Below are 21,249 nucleotides of genomic sequence, written 5' to 3'. Positions count from 1 at the left end.
GGCTACCGCGACGCCGGCGCGCTCCCGCTGCCCGGCGGCGCCGCGGCCTCAGGGCCCGGCTCGCCCCTCGGCTCCAGGTTGATCTGGATCCGCGCGGGGGACTCCGACGTGAGCTCCACGGTCTGCGAGACCCCATCGCTCGACCGCGCCTCCACGAGCAGCGACACCCCCGGCTGTGGCCGGGCGATGATCTGGCTGCCCACGCCGAGCACCACGCCGTTCAGCTTCACCACCGCGACGCTCGGCTGGGTCTGCACCGCGATCGGATCGACGAGGGGCCGGTGATCCCTCGGCCGGCTCAGCGCGACGAACATGAGCGACGCGACAGCGACCCCCGTGGACACCGACGCCACGAGCCACGGCAGCGCCACCGGGCGCAGCGCGTCGCTGCCGGCGCGCATCAGCCCGCCGAGCCCCCTCCGCGGCGGCGTGCGCGACCCCCGCGAACGGCTCGAGGAGGGCGGCCCCGAGCTCAGCGTCGCGCCGGGCTTCGGCCGCCACCCGGAGCGCTGCTGCGGGACGATCGCGGCCGCGATCATCTGCCGCTCCTCCTCCAGCTTGTCCCCGCAGCGCGCCATCAGGAGCTCCGCCACCTGCGCGGTCGTGATCACGCCCGACCTGCGCATCAGGAAGTCCTCCAGCGCGCTCGCCATCTCGCCCGCCGTCTGGAAGCGCTGCCGCGGGTCGCGCGCGAGCGCCTTCAGGATGATCTCCTCCAGATCCCGCGGGCAATGCGGCGCGATCAGCGTGGGCCGCGGCGGCTCCGGCACCCCGGTCTGCGGCAGCACGAGATCGTGCAGCACCTGGAACGGGAGCGCGCCCGTCACCGCCTCGAAGAGCACCACGCCGAGCGAGAAGATGTCCGAGCCGCGATCGACCGGGTGCCCCTGCGCCTGCTCGGGCGACATGTACTCGCCCTTGCCCTTGATCTCGCCGGTCTGCGTCGTGTCGCCCAGCCGCTCGAACGCCTTCACGATCCCGAAATCGGCCACCTTCACCGTGCCGTCGCGATCGATGAGGATGTTCTGCGGGCAGACGTCGCGGTGCACGATGCCGAGCGGCACCCCGCGCTCGTCGTGGAGCTCGTGCGCCGCGTGCAGCCCGTGCGCCGCGTCGGCCACGATGCGCGCGGCCATCGCCGGGGAGATCGGCATCGGGCGCAGCCCCGGCCGGAGCAGCCGCTGCATCGTCTGCCCGTCGATCCACTCCATCACGAGGAAGAGCACGCCGTCCGTGTCGCCGAGATCGAGGATCTCGACCACGTTGCGGTGGTGGATCTTCGAGGCGAGGTTCGCCTCGTCGAGGAACATGCGCTGGAACTGCGGATCACGCGCGAGCGCCGGAATGAGCGTCTTCAGCGCGACGACCTTGTGGAAGCCGCGGGAGCCCTCCATGCGCGCGGCCCAGACCTGCGCCATCCCGCCCTCGCCGATGAGGCGCAGAAGCTCATATCGCCCGAGACGCTGCCCCGGACCGGGGTCCTCGGAGATCCGCATGGCTCACCAGAAGCTTGTGCTCGGGGATCCGCGCCCGCGGTCCCCAGGAGCAGCCCGGGCCGCAGCGCGCGGCCCCCTCTCTCCAGGCGATCACCATAGCCAAGCGCGACCGCGCCGCAAAGGATCGTGTGGAGCGAAGGCCGCTCGCCACCAGCCCCCGTCCGTGGTTCGGGCCCCGCCACCACGACGCCCCGCGTCCGGCAAACCTCGACGCCCCGCGCCCGGCAGCCTCGTTCCGCGTCGCTCCCCCGCCTTGCCCCTGCTATGGCCGGAGCACGATGACGAACGCGACAAGCGCTCCTCCGCCTGCCCGCGGGGGCCGAGCCCCCGCCTCCAAGGCCCTGTTCGACCGCGCCGCCGCCGTCCTGCCCGGCGGCGTGAACAGCCCGGTGCGGGCCTTCCGCGCCGTCGGCGGCGACCCCCTCTTCATCGCCCGCGCGCAGGGAGCGCGGCTGGTCGACGTCGACGGCGCCGAGTACATCGACTTCGTCGGCTCCTGGGGGCCGGCCATCCTCGGCCACGCGAACCCCGCCGTGGTCGAGGCCGTCCGCGAAGCCGCCCTCGGCGGCCTCTCGTTCGGCGCCCCGACCGAGCTCGAGGTCCGCTTCGCCGAGAAGATCCGCGAGCTCTACCCGAGCATCGACATGCTGCGCTGCGTCTCCAGCGGCACCGAGGCCACGATGAGCGCCATCCGCGTCGCGCGCGGCTTCACCCGCCGCGACGTCATCATCAAGTTCGAGGGCTGCTACCACGGCCACGCCGACCACCTGCTCGTCAAGGCAGGCAGCGGGCTCGCCACCTTCGGCGCGCCCGACTCGGCCGGCGTCCCCGAGAGCGTCGCCCGCGCCACGCTGTCGCTGCCCTACAACGACCCGGCCGCCCTCGAGGCCGCCTTCGCGGCGCGCGGCGGCGACATCGCCGCGGTCATCCTCGAGCCCGTTGTCGGCAACATGGGCTGCGTCCCGCCGGAGCCGGGCTTCCTCGCCCTCGTGATCGACCTCTGCCGCAAGCACGGCGCGCTCTCGATCTTCGACGAGGTGATGACCGGCTGCCGCGTCGCCCGCGGCGGCGCGCAGGAGCGCTTCGGCCTCCGGCCGGACCTGACGACGCTCGGCAAGATCGTCGGCGGCGGCATGCCCCTCGCGGCCTACGGCGGCCGCGCCGACGTGATGCGCGTCGTCTCGCCGCTCGGCCCCGTGTACCAGGCCGGCACGCTCAGCGGCAACCCGCTCGCGGTCAGCGCGGGGCTCGCGACGCTCGAGCGCCTCACGCCCGACCTCTACGAGCGGCTCGAGCAGCTCGGCGCGTCCCTCGAGCGCGGCCTCAGGGCCGCCGCCGAGGGCGCCGGCGTGACCGCGTGCGTGCAGCGGGTCGGCTCGATGATCACGCTGTTCTTCACGGAGGGCCCGGTCCGCTCCTGGGCCGACGCCGCGACCTCCGACACGAAGCGCTTCAGCGCCTTCCACGCCGGCATGCTCGCGCGCGGCATCTACTGGCCTCCGTCGCAGTACGAGGCGGCCTTCCTGAGCGGCGCGCACACCGAGGAAGACATCGAGCGGACGGTCTCCGCCTGCCGCGAGGCGCTCGCGGCCTGAGGCCGGACCGGCCCGCCGGCGAAGGGCCGACCGCCGGAGCGATCGGCCCTCCTCACGAGCGCGCGAGCGCGGAGCCTGCCCGCGCGGGCCCCGCGGAGCGCGTCAGTCCGCGCCGCGGACCCAGCCGTTCCTGTAGTAGTTTCCGCGCGCGGTCGGCCAGAGCAGGCAGTTCGTCGCCGACTGCGGCACCGTGTACACGTACGTGCACGGCTCCGGCTGGTTGCCGATCCACCCGATCTCGCGGAGCGACACGACGATCTCGATGGTGCCGTCGCCGTTCACGTCGGCGAGCGTCGGCACGGGCATCGCGCCGAGCCGCGGCAGCGGGATCTTGTGGAGGAGCTTGCCGCCCGCGTTGAGGACGAAGAGGTGGCTCCGGTTCTCCTCGGTCGAGTAGGTGTTGAACACGACCTCGGGGATGCCGTCGCCCGACAGGTCCCCGACCACGACGCCGCCCGTGAGCACCTGCGTGTCGTCCGTGTACTGGACGTCCCAGTACGCCGTCTTGTCGGCGTGGACCGCGTGGATCCGCCCGTCCAGGCCCGCGAAGATCATCTCGGGGCCGGGGTGCGTCGCGTCGAGGTCGGCCACGGTCACCTGCTGCGTCGCCGCCACGATGTTGCCGCCGAGATCCTCGCCGCCGGACAGGTAGTCCGGCGCATAGAACGGGCTCTCCCACCCCTCGATGCGGCTCGCGTCGTTGCGGACCACCCAGAGGCCGACGCCCTGGGACTGGTCCGACATGTCGACGTCCTCGGCCGCCGCGAGCATGATGATCTCCGGCGTGCCGTCGCCGTTGACGTCCGCGATCGCAGGGGCCGAGTTCTTGAAATAGGCCTGCAGGTCGCGGCTGTCGCCGAAGCCCTGCTGCGCGAGCGCGAGGTCGTGCATGTACCGCACGCCCGGCGTCTTCGGGCGGCCCTCGAACATGGGATTCGCGTCGAAGGCCTCCCCCGTGCCGCGGTAGAACCCGGCATAGGAGTTGTCCATCGGCGCGACGATGTCCTGCGCGCCGTCCCCGTCGAGATCGCCGATGGCCAGGTTCTGGTCGTAGACGCCCACGATCCAGCACTCGGCGTCGTCGCTGCGGCGCGCGTCGCACCCGATCGTGTTGCTCTCGATCGGCGGGAAGCCGGCGACCCGCGCCCCGCTCGCGTGGAAGGCCATCAGGACGTCGGGGGACCTGTCGGTGCTCGCGGCCACGACGTCGAGCTGGCCGTCGCCGTCGACGTCGCCGGCGGCGAGGGCGCGGATCTCGTCGTTCCAGGTGACAGGCCAGCCGTCCACCACCCGGCCGCTCGCGTCGAGCATGTAGATCCTCGTGCGCGCCGCGAAGACGACCTCGAGCTGCGCGTCGCCGCGGAAATCCGCGACGATCGGGCTCGCCCAGATGCGGCCGTGCTGCCGCGACTCGTCGAACCGCCACTTCTGCTCGCCGTCGGGGCCCCAGGCGACGACGTTGCCGTTGTGCGTCACCAGGATCTCGCTCTCGCCGTCGCCGTCCAGATCGGCGACCACCGGCGACCCGAGCCACGCGCTCTCGTCGTCGTCGGACAGCTGGAGGAGGAGCTGGGGCTCCGCGACGTCGGCGGTGCCGTTCGCCGCAGGAGCGCACGACGCGGCGGTCGGCAACGGCTTGGAGCCCCCGGGGACCGGGCGAGGGCCGCCCGAGGAGCTGCTGCTGCTGCTGCCGCCGCCGTCGTCGCCGTCGTCGGGGAGGGTGCCGTCGGTGTTGCCGATCTGCCCCTCGCAGGCCGCAAGGGCGAGGAGGCTGGTCAAGAGAGCAATTCTACCGGGAATTACAAAACCTCGGTTGCAGACAAAGGACTTCATCATGCTCCGAAGCTTACCAGCGCTTCGCGGTCCACGAAGAGGCGAAGCGGAAATTTGACGCCGTCGCGGATGCGCTGAACGGTGCGTTACGCTCCTCCTTCAGCGGGGCAGGTAGGCTGCATGTCGTTCACGTTGCGCACGTAACGCACGTGACGCGCGTGACGCACGTTCGTTCCTCTGCCGCTGCCGCGGGGCACATGGCGGGGGTATGGGTGCGGGTAGGTGCTGTGCTAGGCTCCGCCGCCATGAACGTATCGCGACGGCTTTGGATTGCCGGCGCCGCCTGTGCCCTGCTGCTGGGGACGACGGCGCTGGGCTGCAGCTCGACCCCCCCGCCCAAGACGGCCAAGGTGCAAGCTGGGGACATGCCCGAGGGCGGCGACTGGACGGGCGTCTATTACAGCGAGCTCTACGGTTACCTGCACCTCGTCCAGGACAACGACTCCATGGAGGGCCGCTGGATGCGCCCGGTCAAGGATCGGTGGGGCGAGCTGCACGGGACGGTGACGGGCGATCTCATCAAGTTCACCTGGACCGAGCACGTCATCGGCGCCATCGGGCCGAACTCGACGAAGGAAGGCCGGGGGTACCTCAAGTACACGCGGCCGGAGGGCGAGAACGTCGACGACAAGGTCGTGGGCGAGATCGGCCGCAACAAGGATGAGGTCGGCGAGCCCTGGGAAGCGGTCAAGCAGCGCAACATGTTGCCGGACCTGCAGTCGATCGGGGGCACCGGCAGCGCCGACATCGGCGGCGGCGACTGGGACAGCCAGAACCAGGAGTCCGGGGCGCCCGAGCCGCCCGCCTCCCCCTCCGACGAAGCACCTGCCGAGCCCCCCGGCCTCTGACATAACAGCCCCCGATGACCCAACCGCAGCCGCGAGGCATTCAGTTCCGCGAACCCCCCATCTTCGAGCGCGGCACGCCGGGCAGGACCGGCGCGTCGCTCCCGCCGCTCGACGTGCCCGACGTCGATCCCGGCGCTCACTACGGCGCGCTCGCGCGCAAGGAGCCGGCCGGCCTGCCGGAGGTGAGCGAGCCGGAGGCCTTCCGGCACTTCGTCCGGCTGTCGCAGTGGAACTTCTGCATCGACGGGCAGATGTACCCGCTCGGGTCGTGCACGATGAAGTACAACCCGAAGGTCAACGAGTGGGCCGCGCGCATCCCGGGCTTCGCGAAGCTGCACCCGATGACGCCCGACGAGCTCAGCCAGGGGTCGCTCGAGGTGATGTGGCGCCTGCAGGAGGCGCTCTGCGAGATCAGCGGGATGGACGGCTGCTCGCTGCAGCCGTCGGCGGGCGCGCAGGGCGAGCTCGCGGGGCTGATGATGATGCGGGCGTTCCACGAGTCGAAGGGGCGCTCGCCGCGGAAGGTCTTCATCCCGGAGAGCGCCCACGGCACGAACCCGGCGAGCTGCGCGCTCAACGGGCTCGTGGCCGTGCGGATCGAGAAGACCGCCGACGGCATCACCCACCCCGAGCAGGTCCTCGCCGCGATCGAGCGCCACGGGTCGGACGGCGACGTCTGCGGGTTGATGATCACGAACCCGAACACCCTCGGGGCGTACGAGACGCACCTGCCCGAGATCATCAAGCTCATCCACGACAAGGGGGGGCTCGTCTACGGCGACGGCGCGAACACGAACGCCATCATGGGGCACGCGCGGCCGGGTGACGTCGGCATGGACGTCATCCACATCAACCTGCACAAGACGTTCACGACCCCGCACGGCGGCGGAGGCCCCGGCGCCGGGCCGGTCTGCTTCAAGAAGCACCTGGAGCCGTTCCAGCCGTCGCCCGTCCTCGTGCGGCGCGGCGACGCGTTCGCGTGGGACCGCGACCGGCCCCTGAGCGTCGGGCGGCTCCGGGCCTTCACCGGCAACTTCGGGATGTTCATCCGGGCGTACGCGTACATCCGGGAGATGGGCGGCGAGGGGCTCACGACGGCGAGCAGCCTCGCCGTGCTGAACGCGCGCTACCTCTGGGCCAAGCTGAAGGACCACTACAGCGCGCCGGTGCCGCAGCCGTGCATGCACGAGGTGGTGCTCTCGGACAGCCAGATCGAGAAGGAGACCGGGGTCAAGACGCTCGACATCGCGAAGCGGCTGCTCGACTACGGCTTCCACGCGCCCACGGTCTACTTCCCGCTGGTCGTGCCCGGCGCCCTGATGATCGAGCCGACGGAGACGGAGACCCGCGAGACCCTCGACGAGTTCGCCGCGGCGATGCTCAGCATCCTCAAGGAGGCGCAGGAGACGCCGGACGTCGTGAAGCAGGCGCCGCACGGCACGGTGGTCGGTCGCCTCGACGAGGCCCGGGCCGCGCGCCAGCCGCGCCTGCGATGGTCGCGGACGTGATCCCTCCGGAGGAGGCGGCCGCCGCGCGGCCTCCTCTGGCAGGCGGCGCCGGCCGGCGGCGCGCTCCAAATTCGCGAATCTCCGCCGGACGCGTCTACAATGAGCGTCGAGGGCCCACGGTGCGGTACCTCACGAGATGAGCGACGGGTGGCCGATACCGTGGAGAACGAGGGCGACATCGAGACGATCAGCCAGACCACCCCGGTCTCGGTTGGAGACACCGTGCGCCTCGTGTTCCGCGCCTACGATGAGGCGACGCCCCCGTTCAACATCAAGATCCGCTCCCCCTCGGGGAAGATCATCATCGAGCGCGTGCTGCGCGACCTGCCCACCGGCAAGCCGCAGAGCGCCTCGCCGGTCGAGTTCAGCGCGTCGTCGCCGGGCGAGTACAAGATCGAGATCAAGCAGCTCTACGGAAAGCAGCGGGGCACGGCCATCCTGCGCGTGAAGCCCTGACGCGCCCCCGCCGGCTCATCCCCCCTCCCCCTTGCCGCAGCCGGAGCTCACCCGCACAGGAGACGGGTCCAGCTCGGCGTTTTCGGCGCGGAAGCGTACTCCTGTACGCTGAGCACCGAAAACGTCGAGATGGGCCCGTATCCGAAGCGGGTGAGCTCCGCACTAGAAGCCGGGCAGGAGCATGTTCGTCATGCGATCGGGGCTCACGATGCCCTGGTCGTGCATCCAGCCGTTCGCCGTCGCGACGGCGGCGCGGCCCTCGTCGCCCTTGAGCAGCTCGCCGTGGCGGCGGCGCGCGGCCGCGGCGTAGAGGGCCATGCCGGCGGCATCGAAGCCGCGGACGGCGTCGGCGAGCTGATGGCCCGCCGCCTCCGCCTGGCCGCGGGCGGCGGCGACCGCGGCGCGCACCGCCGCGGCGAGCGGGTCGGCCCAGGGCATGTGCTCGGCCTCGATCTTGCGGGCGGCGCGCGTCGCCTCCTCGTACAGCGGCTCCGCGTCGGCCGGCGTGACGGCGGCGGCGGCGGCCAGCGCGGCGCAGGCCCTGAGGTGGGTGATGATGATGCGCACGGCCTGGATGCGCAGGGCGAGCGAGCTCTCGATGCCCGACTGCTGCTCGGCGAAGAGGCGGTGCGTGGCCTGGCCGTCGCCCCGGTACAGGCCGATGTGCGCGCGGGCGACGAGGTCGAAGTAGCTCTGCAGCTGGAAACCCGCCTTGGACCAGCTCCGGATCGCGTCCTGCGCCTGGCGCTGCGCGGAGTCGGGGTCGTCGCCCACGAGCCAGTAGGCGTTGCTCTGCGAGGAGCGCAGGCTCGTGGCGAGGTAGCGGTCGCCGCGCTCGTCCGCCGCCTGCAGGTACATGGGGACCCGGCGCATGAACTCGCGCGTCTCGCCGCCGTACCAGAGCGCCCAGGCCGAGAACGTGTGCGCCCAGCTCCGCTCCCACGTGACGCCGGTGCAGCGCTCGCGAAAGATGACGTCCGCCCGATCGAGATCGGCCACGCCCTGGTGCCAGCGGCCGAACAGCGTGGCCGTGACGCCGCCGACGAACCCGACGAGGCCGAGCGCGTGGGGCCGGCCGATGCGCGCCGCGATCGCGCTCGCCGTCGAGAGCAGATCGGTCACGCGCGACGCGGAGGGGCCGCCGTCGATCGCGAGGTAGGTCGCCTCGAAGGCGAGGGCGCGCGTCACGCGGTAAGGCTCCCCCGCCTTGAGCGAGAGCAGCAGGTTGCGCGCCTGGAAGTCCGCGCCGCGCGTGGGATCGACGATCGCGAGCCCCATCGCGGCCGACCAGCAGACGTCGATGCGCATGAGATCTTCCGGCGAGACCTCGTCGGCCGGCCGCTCGACGAAGTTCAGCCCGCGCAGGCGCACCTGCGCGCGCCGCAGCATCAGCGACGCGACCGCGAGCTCCGGCGTCTTCGGCACCTGCATGCCCACCGCGCCGAGCACCGAGCGCAGGCCCGCCATGCCGGCGTCGACGTAGCCGGCGCGGAGCAGGTTCTCGGCGGCCCGGCGCCCGAGATCGACCGCCTCGGCCTCCGGGGCGCCGTCGCTCGCGGCCATGTAGGCCTCCGCTGCCTTGGCGCCGCGGCCGGCGCTGCTCAGCGCGTCGCCGAGCTTGGCGAGCACGACCCGCCGCTCCGCCCCGCCGGGCAGGTGGAGATCGATCGCCATGCGGTAGAGGCGCGCCGCGTGGTCGAACGCGAACGCGGCCTCGGCCTGCTCGCCGGCGCGCACCGCGTAGCCGGCCGCGCGCTCGGCGTCCCCGGCGGCGCGCCAGTGCTCGGCCAGCGCCTCGAGCTCCGCGCGCCCCGAGGCCTCCAGCGCCAGCGCGAGCCGGCCGTGCCAGCTGCGCGACGTCTGCTCGTCGAGCCGGCTCGTCACGGTCTCCCGGATGCGGTTGTGGAACGGCTCGGCGAACTCGTCCTGCCCCGAGCCGCCGGTGCGCACGAGGTTCGCCGCGCGCAGGGCCGAGAGCACCCGCGTGAGCTCCACGAAGTCCGCCGCCATGGCGTGCGCGGCCACCGACGTCAGCACCGGCACGCCGGCGCAGACGACGAGCTCGAGCAGCTGGCGCGCCCGTGGATCCAGCCGGCTGATCCGCGCCCAGAGGACGTCGTCGAGGCGCACCGGGCTGCCGTCGTTGTCCTGGGCCAGCCGGTGGCGCAGGAGGGCGTCGATGAACAGCGGGTGGCCGCCCGCCTCCTGCGCGATCGCCTCGATGCTGAGCGGCCGACCGAGCGGCGCGCCCCGGAGCAGCAGCACGCAGAGCTCCTGCGCCTCCGCGAGCGACAGGCGATGGAGGATGATGTGCCCGAGCGAGTCGACCGGCACCCCGAGCTGCCGCGAGACCGGCGGCGCCGTCTCCGATGCGGTCCGCACCGCGGCGACGAGCATCATCGCCCGCGGGCGCGAGGGATCGACAGGCGCGCCCGCGGGCGCGGCGCCGTCGAGGCCGGCGAACGAGCCGGGCCGGCTCGCGGCGCAGAGGTCGGCCTCGGTCCACGGGCGCATCACCTCCGAGAGCAGCGCGACGCTGTCGGCGTCGGCCCACTGGAGGTCGTCGATCGCGAGCACGAGCGGCCGCTCGGCCGCGAGCCGGCCGAGCAGCTCCCGCAGGGCGGTGAAGACGAGGGCGCGGATCTCGGGCGGGTCGATCGCCTTGCGCCGCGCGCGCGCCTCGGTGATGGCGGGGACCGTCCGGAGCACGGGGAACACCGTGCCGAGCAGGCCGGCGTTGGGCGGCAGGAACGCCCTCATCTCCTCGGGAGGGCGGCGCACGAGGTGCCGGCTCAGCGCGTCGATGAGCTCGTCCACCGCCTTGTAGGGGACCGCCTCGCGCTCGTAGCAGCGCCCGGCGAGGACGAGCGCCTCCTTGTCGATGCGCTCCAGGAACCGGCGCAGGAGCGCGCTCTTGCCGACGCCCGACTCGCCCTCGATGAACCGCGTTATCCCGCGCCCCATCTTCGCCTCGGCGAACGCGCCCTCGAGCGCGGCGAGCTCGCTCTGCCGACCGACGAAGCCGATGCGCTGCGAGAGGACGGGCGGCTCCTCGATGAGCTCCTGCACCCGCAGCCGCCGCAGCACGTCGCGCGCCGTCGGGCGGGCGGCCGGATCGATGCGGAGCATGTCCACGCAGAGCTCGTCGATGTCGGCCGGCATGTCCTCGACGAGCCGGCTCGGCGGCGGCGGCTCGGCCCGCCGCATCATGTCCATCGCCGCCTTGGGCGCGGTCTGGAACGGATAGACGCCGGTCAGCGCGAGGTAGAGCATCACCCCCACGCTGTAGATATCCGCCTCGGGCCCGGCCGATTTCCCCTCGGCCTGCTCGGGCGCCATGTAGTGGAGCGTCCCGACGACGGCGTGCTCGCGCCCTGGGCCGCTCGCGTCGGCGACGAAGCCGAAGTCGAGGACGACCACCCGCTCTTCGGCGGTGACGAGCACGTTGGAAGGCTTGATGTCGCGGTGGACCTTGTAGGCCGCGTGCACCGCCGCGAGCCCCTGGGCGAGCTGCGCCAGCGCCGAGCGGAGCCGGGCCTCGTGGAAGGGGCGCGTGATCCGGGGCTGCGGCTCGGACGCGGGGCCCTGCGAATGCCAGAGGGGGATCGACGGCAGGGTGGAGCGCCGCCCGCCGCTCGCGGGCTCGCCCCTCGGCCCGGCGTCGCCCTCCTCGTGGAGCCGCACGTGCACCACGAAGTCGACGCCGCGGATGAGCTCCATCGTGAAGAAGAGCTGCCCCTCTTCCTCGTGGAGCTCGCCGAGGCTGACCAGGTTCTGGTGCTGGATGTCCTGCAGCGAACGGAACTCGTTCTTGAACCGGAGGCGCGCATCGGCGCTCAGATTCCGGAGGATCTTGAGGGCGACGCGCCCCTTTCGCTCGCGGTCGAAGGCCTCGTAGACAACCCCCATCCCGCCGACCCCCACGACGCGAACGACCTGGAAGCGACGCGTGCCTCCGAACTCAGGTCTCGCGCTCCTCAGGCCCATGCGTGGACCAAGAAATCACCGGCGCCGAGCGGTGGCAAGCAGTGCGTGGACGACGCGTGGAAGACGCGCGGATGGCGCCTCTGAGCGCGCGGCGTGCGCGGGGGAAGCGCACACGACGCGCGGCGTGCGTCGGCGGCGCGCGCGGCCTGCGTGGCGCATGCGTCGCGCCGCGAGCCGGATCGGCAGAAAGCTGGCACGCTCAAGGGAAGGGGGGTAGCGTACCCGGCCTGCGAGCGAAAAGAACCCGGTCCGACGCGCGCCGCTCAGCCGGTCAACCCGGCGCGCACCCAGTTGACAACGGGAGAGCATCATGGTCTGCGTAGTACGCTCCGAGGCATCGGAAGCGGTTCCGAGAGCGCCACGCGCAAAGGGTTTGCTGGGGTGATCCAGAGGTTGAGAGACTTCTTCTCGTCATCGGCGCGGCGCATCACGAGGCCCCCGACCGAGAGCGAGGCCGCGCGGAACCCGGGATGCAGCCTCGTTGTAGAGAATGTCAGCAAGAGCTTCGGGAAGACACAGATACTGAACGACGTGTCGTTCACGGCGGAGGCCGGCGAGTTCGTCACGCTCCTCGGGCCTTCCGGCTGCGGAAAGACCACGCTGCTCCGCATCATCGCGGGGCTCGATCGCTCCGATCGGGGGCGCATCCTCCTCGCGGGCAGGGCGGTTGACCACCTGCCGGCGAACCGCAGGCCGGTGAACACGGTGTTCCAGAACTATGCCCTGTTCCCGCATCTCACCGTGTTCGAGAACGTGGCGTTCGGCCTGAGGTCGCGCAGCATCCCTGACCCGGAGGTGCGCGATCGTGTGCGCTCGAGCCTCTCGATGCTCAAGCTCGATGATCTCGGGGAGAGATATCCGCACCAGATCTCGGGCGGTCAGAAGCAGCGAGTCGCGCTCGCGCGCGCGGTCGTCAACGAGCCTGAGGTGCTGCTGCTCGACGAGCCGATGTCGGCCCTCGACGCCAAGCTGCGCGCCGAGGTCCAGCTCGACCTGCGCCGCCTCCAGCGCGCGCTCGGGAAGACGTTCGTGCTCGTCACTCACGATCAGGACGAGGCGATGACCGTCTCGGACCGGATCGTGCTGATGAACAAGGGCCGCATCGAGCAGCAGGGCGTGACGGCCGAGGTGTACGAGCGGCCCCAGAGCCGCTTCGCCGCCGAGTTCTTCGGCGCGGCCAACCTCATCTCGGCGCAGCGCGTCGGCGCCACGCTCGTCTTCACGACGGTGGGCGCGCTGAGGGTCCAGACCACGCCACAGTGGGAGTTCGGCACCCTCGCGATCCACCCCGAGTGGATCGAGCTGTGCGAGAACGAGCCGCCGGAGAACGGCGTGCGCGGCGTCGTGCGCGAGAGCTTCTACCGCGGCGATCACGTGGAGCTCATCATCGAGCCCGGGCCGCTGCGCGTGCAGCTCAGCCCCCGCTCGCGGCTCACGCCCGGCTCGTCCGTCTGGCTCGCGCTGCCCTCCGAGCGGCTCGAGGTGCTCAGTGACTGAGCCGACGGTCTGGTATGGCCAGCTGACGACGCGGCGCAGGCTCCTCGCGCGGGGCTTCCTGTTCATCGCGGGCGGCATCTCGTGGCTGTCCGTGTTCCTCCTCCTGCCGAGCCTCGCGCTCTTCGTCGTGTCGTTCATGAAGCGCGACGCGGACGGCGTCCTGATCTGGGAGCTGACGCTCGAGTCGTTCGTGCGCATCTTCGGCTCCGCGTCGGGCGAGAACGCGCGCATCCTCATCCGGAGCATCGTCCTCGCGCTGATCGCCACGAGCGCCTCCGTGATGCTCGCGTATCCGATGGGCTTCTTCATCGCTCGCGGCTCGCGGCGCCGGCGGTTCTTCTGGCTGGCGCTCGTCATCGTCCCGCTCTGCACGAACCTCGTCATCCGCACGTTCAGCTGGAAGCTCCTCCTGTCGGCGCAGCTGATGCCTGCCAAGCTCGCCGCCTGGCTCGGCTGGATCGACCCCGGCCGCGACATCTATCCCAGCTGGACCGCGGTCGCGCTCGGCCTCGTCGCGGCCTCGCTCCCGTTCGCGGTGGTCCCCCTCTACACGAGCATCGACCGCCTCGACTGGTCGCTCGTCGAGGCGGCGCAGGACCTCTACGCCTCGCGGCTCCGCGTCTTCTTCGCCGCGATCTTGCCCCAGACCCTGCCCGGCCTCAGCGTCGCCGTGATCCTGACGTTCGTCCCTGCGATGAGCGTCTTCGTGGTGAGCGACATGCTCGGCGGCGCGAAGCACTGGCTGATAGGCAACCTGATCCAGCACCAGTTCGGCCCGGGCCGGAACATCCCCTATGGCGCGGCGCTGAGCCTCCTGCTCATCATCCTGACCCTGGGCGGCGTCTCGCTGTACCGTCGAAATGGGCGCTCCGTGGAGATCCTGTGAACAGCGGCCGCGGTCCCTGGCGCGCGCTGACGACCGTCGCCGCCTTCCTCGGCTTCGGGCTCCTCTACGTGCCGCTGCTCGCGGTCGCCATGTACTCGTTCAACGCCGCGGAGCGGGGCCTGGTCTGGACGGGCTTCTCGGTGCGCTGGTACATCGAGCTCTTCGCCGATCCCGAGACGAGCCGGCGCGCGAGGGAGATCCGCGAGGTGGCCGTGAACACCTTGCTGCTCGGCGGCGCCTCGACGGTCATCTCGACGATCCTCGGGACGCTGCTCGCGCTCGGGATGCGCTTTCCGTGGACGAGCTCCGTGAGCCGCCTGCTCGAGTCGATCGTGGACATCCCGGCGGTCGCTCCGGACATCACGTTCGCGGCGGTGCTGGTCATGGCGTTCAACCTGCTCCGCCGGGTGGTGGACTGGTTCGATCTGGGCATGACGACGATGATCATCGGCCACGTGACGTTCGAGATCGCGTTCGTCACGCTCATCGTCCGCAGCCGCCTCATCTCCATCGGACCGACGCTGAGCGAGGCCGCGATGGATCTCTACGCCTCGTCCTGGATCCACTTCCGCAGGGTCACGCTCCCCCTCCTGTGGCCGGCGATCGTGGGGGGCGCGATGCTCGCGTTCACGATGTCGCTCAACGACTTCGTGATCAGCTTTTTCACGTCCGGCCCGCGCTCGGTCACGCTCCCGCTCTTCGTCTATCACTCTCAGGTGCGAGGGATGCGGACGGACCTGTTCGCGATTTCAACGCTCCTCGTGTTCGGGGTGATCGTGTTCATCATCATGCTGGAGCGGATGACCCGCTGGCGGCACGATTGAGCTGTCGCCTCCGCGCCACGGCCGAGCTCGAGATCGAGCCGCGCGGCCGCTGAGGGGCCCGCGCCGCTCCCGCGGGCGGCGCGGGCGCCGGCGCCTCCGCGCGGCGCCTCACGAGCGCTTATGCATGTGGCGGCGGCGCATCCAGCGCGCTGTGACCGGGCCCGGGCGATGGCGCGGCGCGCGAGCGAGCGCGACCTCGGGTCGCTTGCCTTCCGGCGCTCGGATGCGCGAACATCCACGACGAGATCCCCACGCGCGCCGCGCTCCGTGCGCGCCGCGCCGCTGGGTCTTGCTCACGCTATCAGGCCCGCCGCGCAGAAGCGCCTACACAGCGACGTCCACGTGGAGGAGGAGGCATCGACCGCTTGTGCGAACAGGTTGGATCGGCCCACGGCTTACGGTAAGCTGACCCGGCAATGCGGCTATTCGTCCCAAGCTCGCCGTGTCTCAGCGTCACTGCTGGACCCGGCGGACGGCGCCTTCCGCTCCACACTACGACCGCTGGGAATCGAGATCGAAAGATGAGCTTTCGTCGTTCCGCACTCCTACTCATACTCGTTTCACTCCTCACATTCTCCGGTCGGCCTGCCTGGGCGGACGATCTGGCCGACGAGGCCGATCTACACTTCAGGATCGCCACGGAGCGTTATTCAGCACGCGATTACCGGGGCGCCCTGGAGCACTTCCTGGTGTCGAACCGTCTCGTGCCAAACCGCAACGTCATCTTCAACATCGCTCGAACGTACGAGGCGCTCCAGGAGTACCCGGACGCGTTCCGCTACTACGTTCAGGCGCTCGATCTCGAGCCAAACGCCGCGCGCAGGCCCGCGATCGAGGAGGCGCTCGCGCGCATCCGGCCAAACGTCTCTGTCATCAACGTGACGTCGGACCCGCCCGGAGCGACGGTGTACATCAACCGCCGCGATCTCGGCGGGCGCGGCAACACGCCCCGCCTGCTCGGCTTCCAGCCTGGCAAGCACAAGATCATCGTCGACCTCGAGGGATACGAGCCGGCGGAGGTCGAGAACGTCGAGGCGAAGGTCGGCGAGCAGACGAACGTCGCGATCAAACTGAAGCGCATCGTCGGCACGGTGCGCGTGGTCGGCGAGACGGCGGGCACGACGGTGCGCATCAACGACGCGAGCGGTCCGCCGGCGTGCACCGCGCCGTGCGATCTCACGCTGCCGCCTGGCCGGCATCGCCTGTACCTCTCGCAGGAGGGGTATCAGCCGTCGGAGCAGGACGTGAACGTCGGGGCCGCGAGCACGGTGACCGCGCGTTACCGTCTCAACCCGCTCACCGGCAGCCTGGTGGTCAACGCGGACGAGCGCGACGCGCTCGTCGAGGTCGACGGCAAGCCGATGGGCTTCACGCCGGCGGTGCTCAACGTGCAGAGCGGCCAGCGCCGGGTGCGCGTCTCGCTGCGCGGGTTCCGCCCTGTGGAGCAGGTCGCGAACGTCGTGGCGAGCCAGCAGACCCGCATCGACATCTCGCTCCGCCAGCTCGAGGAGGTCGAGGCCGCGTCTCGTTCGGCGGAGGCCGTCGAGGACGCGCCGGGCTCGGTCACCATCATCCCCGGGTCGGAGCTGCGCGCGATGGGTTATCCCACCGTCGCGGAGGCCCTGAGGGGCACGCGCGGCGTCTACACGACGTACGACGGCGCGTACACCTTCGCGGGCGTCCGCGGGATCAACCTGCCGGGCGACTTCGGCAACCGCATGCTGACCCTGCTCAACGGTCACTCGATGAACGACAGCTGGGTCAACCTGTCGTACTTCGACTACCTGGCCCGGACGGACCTCGAGGACGTGGAGCGGATCGAGATCGTGCGAGGTCCCGGCTCGGTCCTCTACGGTACGGGCGCGTTCTCCGGCGTCGTCAACATCGTGACCAAGGGCCGCCCGACGGCGACCAGCGTCGGCTTCGGCGTGGGCACGGCGGACAACGGGTTGATCCGAGGCCGCGTGTCGGCCCAGATGCCGCTCGGGCGCGACTCCGGCTTCTGGATGTCGGCCGCCGCCGGGCGCAGCCTCGGGCGCGACTATTATTTCGGCGACTACAGGGAGCACTATACGACCCCCAGCTTCGACGGGTATGCCCGGGATACGGACAAGTTCAACGTCGGGACATTCCAGGGCCGGCTCTGGATGAAGTCGTTCTCGGCGCAGGCGTACCTGAACTCCCGCTGGAAGACGCTCCCGAACGGCGTCGCCACGACTCAGCTTGGCGGCGACAATACCACCTATCGAGACACCCGCGGGTTCGTTGAGCTCTCGCTAGCGCCGCGCTTCGGAGACAAACTGGCGACGCTCACCCGCGCGAGCTTCAACTGGTACAATTTCCGCGACAAACTCTGGTACGACCCGGACTCGGCGTTGATGCCGCCGGGGTTCGACAAGATCCATGACCAGGAAGACTTCAACGGTCTCTGGCTTCTGGCGGAGCAGCGGGTCGAGTTCAGCCCGATCTCCCAGGTGAAGGTCACCGTTGGCGCCGAGGCACAAATACATTTCCAGGCCACGCAGCGCGGCCTGGACACGGTCTGCGACGGCACCGGGTGCTACGAGTTCATTTACCTGCCGCTGCCAAACCTGGAGGGTCTGAATGAGTCGCAGGCGGCGGACGAGCTCGCGAAAATGGACCGAGAGGACAAGCGTCCTTACAATATCTTCGCCGGGTACGCGCTCGTCGACATCACCCCGTCGGAGCGGCTCCGCATCTCGGCAGGCTCTCGCTTCGACTACTACTCGACGCTCGGCGAGGTCGTGCCGAGTCCTCGGATCGCGCTCATCGCCAAGCCGTACGAGCAGGGTAACCTGAAGATCACCGGCGGCCGCGCGTTCCGGGCGCCGTCCATCCAGGAGATGTTCTACGGGTACGCCTTGCTCAACGAAGCCGGGACGGGTGTTGACGTGACCTACAAGCAGGGGGACGATCTCGTGCCCGAATTTGTCTGGTCGGGAGAGATCGAGTTCACGCACCGGCTCTCCTCCACGGTATCGATGCTCGCTGCCGCTTACGTGAACCACCTCGACAACTTGATCTTCCAGCAGGGGAGCGGGATCCCAGTGGATGATCCGACGCAATACAGGAACACCGGGGACCCCATCCTCGTCGTGGGCGGCGAGGCTGAGCTGCGCCGCGAGTGGCGGCAGGGATGGATGGCCTCGGCCTCGTACTCCTACGCGAAGGCGCAGTACCTGGAAGAGGACGGCGTGGACAAGCTGCGCCAGGTCCCGAACTCACCGGAGCACATGGGATCGGTCCGCGGCGCGGCCCCGCTCTTCGGGAAGGCGGTCGTCCTGGCGTCGCGATTGACGGTCGAGGCGCCGCGGTTCGACCGCAACGTGAAGACGTACGAGGGCGAGACACCTCCGCCGGACGGCGTGCCTAATCAGACCAAGACCGAGCCGGCGGTGATCTGGGACATCGTGGTCTCCGGGCAGCTGGAGGTCGGCGGGCTCCGGTACAACGTCGGCGTCTACAACGTCGGCGACTGGCGCTACACGGCGCCCACGGCCGCGCAGTACACGATCGCCAAGATGCCTCAGAACGGCCGTACGTTCCTCGCCTCGCTCAACATGAGCCTCTGAGAACCGCGGGCGCTGGCCTCGCCAGCTGCCTGCATCGCGAAGCGCCCCTCCCCTTCCAGCGGAGGGGCGCTGTCTTTTTGTCCCCCCGAGATCATCCCCGCCAGGCGGAAGCCAGCAGCCCGCACCGTCGAGCGCCCCCGGCGCTCGTCGACGCCTGCCAGCGCCGAAGGCGAAAGCGAGCGGCACGCACCATCAGGTAGTGCAGTCATTTGAACAGGAAGGCGGGAAGGCGGGAAGAAAACCTGAATGATCTTCCCACCTTCCCGCCTTCATGTGGAATCTCTCTTGGCAAATGACCGCACCACCCACCATCAAGCGGTGCCCACGCTCATCGACGCCTGCCAGCGCGGAAGGCGAAAGCGAGCCGCACGCGCCGTCATGCGGCCCCCGCGCTCGTCGACGCCTGCCGGCGCCGAGGACGGTCATTCCATGGACAAACGGCAGGCCCCCGGCGAGGGGGGTCGTCGCGCGGGGTGGGCGATGGGCCGATGTTTGAGCCCGAATGGCGTCCTGTCTCCGTCGTGCATCGCACGACGGGGACAGGACGCCCCAGGCGAGTTCGGCCCACCGCCCGCCCCGCGCGACGACCCCCCTTGCCGGGGGCCGGGCACATCGAGCGGACCTGAGATCCTACAGAACCACCAGGAGCCCCGCTACTTGTTGTAGGGCCGCTGCCCCGCCTTCGGGCTGAACAGCGTACACAGGATGGTGTCGTAGAAACTCCCCTGGAAGAAGTAGTTCTCCCGGAGGTACCCTTCCCGCTGGAAGCCGAGCCGCTCAGCGACCCGGAGCGAGGGCCCGTGCCCGGGGTCGATGCCCGCCTCGATCGTGTGCAGGTCGAGCTGCTCGAACCCGAACCGCACGACCGCGCGCAGCGCCTCCGTCATGTACCCCTTGCCGCTCGACGTGCGCGCCTGCTCGTAGGTGATCTCGGCGCGATAGTGCGGCATCAGGAAGCGATAGAACCCTACGGCGCCGATCAGGTGCTCCGATCCCCGGATGCTGATACCCCATCGGAGCTGCGAGCCCTCCTGGTGCGCACGCTTGAGCATGCCGATCATTTTCCGAGTATCGGCGACCTCTCTGTGAACGGGAGCGCCCCATAGCCTCAGCCACTCAGCGTCCGAACAGACGGAGAACAGGGCCTCAGCATCGGATTCCTGGATCTCACGCAGTACAAGGCGTTCTGTCTCGATACGAGGATGAACGGCAAACGGAAGGTCGAGAGGGCTGCTCATCAGGGGCTTCTCCCAGGTATAACGCCCAGCCTATCATCGTTCCGCGGCATCGTGCGGTAATCTCACGGCGCGCGTTCCGATTGTGTCCACTGTGCATCCAGGCTCGGCGCCTGCGTGCGATGCGCACCGCACGCACCGCACGCAGGCGCCGACCAGCGGTCCGCGCCGCGCGCCGCACACGAGGTCGCGCTCCGCCTCACACGAGACGCTGGGACCGGAGCAGATCCCACACGCCGCTGGTCTCGGAGGGTCAGAGAGGAGACTTTACAGAGGGTGCGTGTCCGTCCACGTGGGCGCAGGTGCCTCCCTGAGCCCGCGGTGGCACGCCGCGCTGCCATCGATGACGACGGCACGGCGAAGTCACTGGGACTTCACTTCCGTCCAGACCTCGTCAAACACCTTGGCCGCTTCGCCCAGGTCGCGGTGGTGCTCGAGGCGATCCGACACCTCTTTCGTCGGATAGATGAGCGTGTTCGTGCGGTCTTCCGGCGGCAGCTTGCCCTGCGCTGCGGCGTTGGGCGACGCGTACTTTGTGTACAGCGAGAGCTGCGCGCCACCCTCCGGCGTGAGCACGTGATTGATGAACTTGTGGGCCAGCTCAGGGTGAGGCGCCTTCGCCGCGATCGTCATCACGTCGACCCAGATGACGGAGCCCTCCTTCGGGATCACGAAGGCGAGGCGGTCCTTGTCCGCCTGGATGGCCTTCTGCGCGTCCCCGTTCCAGACGACCGCCATGTCGACGGAGCCCGCCCTGACATCCTCCATGGCGCCCACGCCGCCCTTGAACCCGAGGCACTTCGGCTGCTTCTTCACGTCCTTGAGGACGGTCCCGGCCTCGCGGATCTCGTCCGCGTTCGTGGTGTTGCTCGAGAATCCCTTGTACTTGAGCACCGAGCCGAGCATGTCCCGCTGCTCGTCGAGCAGCACGAACGTACCGGCCACCTTCTTCGGATCGAGCAGCACCGACCACGAAGGATCGAGGTTGGGCAGCTTCTTCTTGTTGTAGACGATGCCGACGGTGCCCCACTGGTACGGCACGCCGTGCTTGTTGCCGTCGTCGAACCCGGCCCCGGAGAACCGCGGCTCGAGGTTCTTGAGGTTCGGGATCTGCGCGTGCTCCAGCGGCTTGACCAGGCCGCGCCGCACCATCCTGGGCAGGATCTGGCTGGCCATGATCACGACGTCGTACTGGCTCTCCGCGCCCGCGTACGCCAGCTTGCTCTCCATCTCCTCGGTGGAGTCGTATCGGGTCAGCCGCACCTGGGCCTTGGTCAGAACCTCGAAATCCTTGACGATCTTCTCATCGATATAGTCTGGGAAGATCAGCAGGTTCAGCTCGCCTACTTCGGCGGGCGCGGCTGGTTTGGCGCCGGCTCCAGGGTCCTGCCCCGCCGGCGGGGGCTCCTTCTTGGAGCAAGCCATGAGCGAAAGGACCCCCAGCAGCACCGAAACAAGCACCAGGGGTCTACGTCTGTATTGCATCAGTCA

General features: G+C 70.1%; 13 protein-coding genes. 8 read left to right on the top strand and 5 right to left on the bottom strand.

Going from position 1 to position 21,249, the window contains the following annotated elements; translation table 11 throughout:
- Positions 1 to 2: 2 nt before the first annotated feature.
- On the bottom strand, positions 3 to 1,496 hold the full coding sequence (locus WMF28_RS43970; RefSeq protein ID WP_437599737.1) for a serine/threonine-protein kinase: 1,494 nt from the start codon (positions 1,494 to 1,496) through the stop codon (positions 3 to 5).
- 278 nt (positions 1,497 to 1,774) lie between these two features.
- Here WMF28_RS43970 and hemL point away from each other — a divergent pair, with 278 nt between their 5' ends.
- Complete coding sequence (gene hemL / locus WMF28_RS43965; RefSeq protein WP_437599736.1) at positions 1,775 to 3,091, top strand: glutamate-1-semialdehyde 2,1-aminomutase; 1,317 nt, start codon at positions 1,775 to 1,777, stop codon at positions 3,089 to 3,091.
- 102 nt (positions 3,092 to 3,193) lie between these two features.
- Here the strand turns inward: hemL and WMF28_RS43960 are convergent, their stop codons facing one another.
- Positions 3,194 to 4,870, bottom strand: coding sequence for an FG-GAP repeat domain-containing protein (locus tag WMF28_RS43960; RefSeq protein ID WP_437599735.1), 1,677 nt, complete (start codon positions 4,868 to 4,870; stop codon positions 3,194 to 3,196).
- A gap of 299 nt (positions 4,871 to 5,169) precedes the next feature.
- Between WMF28_RS43960 and WMF28_RS43955 the strand changes: the two genes are divergently transcribed.
- From WMF28_RS43955 to WMF28_RS43945, 3 genes are all read left to right on the top strand, one after another.
- A complete protein-coding gene (locus tag WMF28_RS43955) occupies positions 5,170 to 5,772 on the top strand; it encodes a hypothetical protein (RefSeq protein ID WP_437599734.1) in 603 nt (200 codons plus the stop codon).
- Positions 5,773 to 5,786: 14 nt separating this feature from the next.
- A complete protein-coding gene (gene gcvPB, locus WMF28_RS43950) occupies positions 5,787 to 7,280 on the top strand; it encodes an aminomethyl-transferring glycine dehydrogenase subunit GcvPB (protein ID WP_437599733.1) in 1,494 nt (497 codons plus the stop codon).
- Positions 7,281 to 7,427: 147 nt separating this feature from the next.
- Positions 7,428 to 7,736 carry a hypothetical protein gene (locus tag WMF28_RS43945; protein ID WP_437599732.1) on the top strand — a complete coding sequence of 103 codons (309 nt, stop codon included), beginning with the start codon at positions 7,428 to 7,430 and terminating at the stop codon, positions 7,734 to 7,736.
- Between the two features lie 162 nt (positions 7,737 to 7,898).
- Here the strand turns inward: WMF28_RS43945 and WMF28_RS43940 are convergent, their stop codons facing one another.
- Entirely contained in the window at positions 7,899 to 11,723 is a 3,825-nt protein-coding gene (locus WMF28_RS43940; protein WP_437599731.1) for a serine/threonine-protein kinase, read from the bottom strand.
- 381 nt (positions 11,724 to 12,104) lie between these two features.
- On the opposite strand from WMF28_RS43940, the gene WMF28_RS43935 reads away from it, so the two are divergent.
- The 4 genes from WMF28_RS43935 to WMF28_RS43920 all read left to right on the top strand — a co-directional run bounded on the left by WMF28_RS43935 (position 12,105) and on the right by WMF28_RS43920 (position 18,523).
- The gene (locus WMF28_RS43935) at positions 12,105 to 13,220 is read left to right on the top strand and encodes an ABC transporter ATP-binding protein (RefSeq protein ID WP_437599730.1); all 1,116 of its coding nucleotides are present in this window, start codon (positions 12,105 to 12,107) and stop codon (positions 13,218 to 13,220) included.
- On the top strand, positions 13,213 to 14,106 hold the full coding sequence (locus WMF28_RS43930; RefSeq protein WP_437599729.1) for an ABC transporter permease: 894 nt from the start codon (positions 13,213 to 13,215) through the stop codon (positions 14,104 to 14,106). Before WMF28_RS43935 ends, WMF28_RS43930 begins: the two co-directional genes overlap by 8 nt.
- On the top strand, positions 14,103 to 14,930 hold the full coding sequence (locus WMF28_RS43925; protein ID WP_437599728.1) for an ABC transporter permease: 828 nt from the start codon (positions 14,103 to 14,105) through the stop codon (positions 14,928 to 14,930). Before WMF28_RS43930 ends, WMF28_RS43925 begins: the two co-directional genes overlap by 4 nt.
- A 521-nt stretch (positions 14,931 to 15,451) precedes the next feature.
- Positions 15,452 to 18,523, top strand: coding sequence for a TonB-dependent receptor domain-containing protein (locus WMF28_RS43920; RefSeq protein WP_437599727.1), 3,072 nt, complete (start codon positions 15,452 to 15,454; stop codon positions 18,521 to 18,523).
- Positions 18,524 to 19,176: 653 nt separating this feature from the next.
- Here WMF28_RS43920 and WMF28_RS43915 read toward each other — a convergent pair.
- On the bottom strand, positions 19,177 to 19,761 hold the full coding sequence (locus tag WMF28_RS43915; RefSeq protein WP_437599726.1) for a GNAT family N-acetyltransferase: 585 nt from the start codon (positions 19,759 to 19,761) through the stop codon (positions 19,177 to 19,179).
- A 360-nt stretch (positions 19,762 to 20,121) separates the two neighbouring features.
- Positions 20,122 to 21,183, bottom strand: a complete 1,062-nt coding sequence (locus tag WMF28_RS43910; RefSeq protein WP_437599724.1) for a polyamine ABC transporter substrate-binding protein — start codon at positions 21,181 to 21,183, stop codon at positions 20,122 to 20,124.
- Positions 21,184 to 21,249 lie beyond the last annotated feature (66 nt).

It is taken from the genome of Sorangium sp. So ce590, from assembly GCF_051521365.1.
Classification (GTDB): Bacteria; Myxococcota_A; Polyangia; order Polyangiales; family Polyangiaceae; genus Sorangium.
This window is presented reverse-complemented; position numbering and strand designations above follow the sequence as displayed.